The sequence below is a fragment of the Sphingobium sp. C100 genome (genome assembly GCF_000508185.1).
Taxonomy (GTDB): Bacteria; Pseudomonadota; Alphaproteobacteria; order Sphingomonadales; family Sphingomonadaceae; genus Sphingobium.
The window spans coordinates 1-1,074 of the sequence record NZ_AYOY01000110.1 but is presented as its reverse complement, the minus strand read 5'-3'; the positions used below and the strand labels follow the sequence as shown (position 1 = coordinate 1,074).

The following is a 1,074-nucleotide window of genomic DNA, read 5'->3' as shown; positions in this document are numbered from 1 at the left end:
ACAACGTGGTCCGTATCGAGCGGCCACAACCATGAGGAGAAGCAACCATGAGCTACTATGCCGGACTGGATGTATCGTTGGAAGAGACGGCTATCTGCATTATCGATGAGACGGGAGCGATTGTGCGCGAGTTGCGCGCGCCCAGCGATCCGGAAAGCCTGATATCAGCGTTCAATGCCGTAGGTCTGTCGATGGAGCGGATAGGGCTTGAGGCCTGTTCACAATCGGCTTGGTTGCATCAAGGCCTGACGCGAGCCGGCTTGCCGACATTGTGCATCGAAACGCGCCAGGCGAAGGCAGCGATGGGCGCGATGCCGAACAAGACCGATCGCAATGACGCGCGAGGCCTGGCGCAAATCATCCGGACGGGCTGGTATCGCCAGGTCCACGTCAAAAGCGCGCCATCCAGGATGGCACGTTCGCTCCTGGTGGCGCGCCGGACGGTGCTCTGCAAGTTGCGGGACATGGAGAACGCAGTGCGAGCTGTCTTGCGTGAAAGTGGACTCAAAGTGGGATCGCCGGGGCGCAAACTCTTCTCTGTCAGGGTTCGCGAACTGGCCGAGGCGGACCCCACATTGACCGACATAACTGAGCCCTTGCTGGCAATCATCACGGCCATGTATCGCGAGCTCGAGCGGCTGACGCGGCGCGTGCTGGAATCGGCCCGCGTCGAGCCGATCTGTCGGCAACTGATGACGATACCGGGTGTCGGACCGATGACGGCGTTGGCATTCCGCGCAACCGTGGATCAGCCTGAGCGCTTCCGACGATCCCGCGATGTGGGTGCTCATCTTGGCCTTACTCCAATACGATACCAGTCGGGTGAAACCGACTTTCAGGGCCGCGTCAGTCGATGCGGCGATGAACTTGCCCGCACGTTGCTCTACGAGGCCGCCCACACGTTGCTGGCGCGCTCGAAGAAATGGTCGGCGCTCAAAGCATGGGGCATGAATGTCGCGAAACGGCGCGGGATAGCGAAGGCCCGTGTCGCAGTCGCCCGTAAGCTTGCGGTCATCATGCATCGCATGTGGATCGACCATAGCGAGTTCCGCTGGGGCAAGCTGTCGGCAGGGC

At 61.3% G+C, this 1,074-nt stretch carries 1 protein-coding gene; it reads left to right on the top strand.

Going from position 1 to position 1,074, the window contains the following annotated elements:
- Positions 1-47: 47 nt before the first annotated feature.
- Positions 48-1,074, top strand: a 1,027-nt coding sequence (locus tag C100_RS32360; RefSeq protein ID WP_024019170.1) for an IS110 family transposase, incomplete at its 3' end; no start/stop codon positions are given.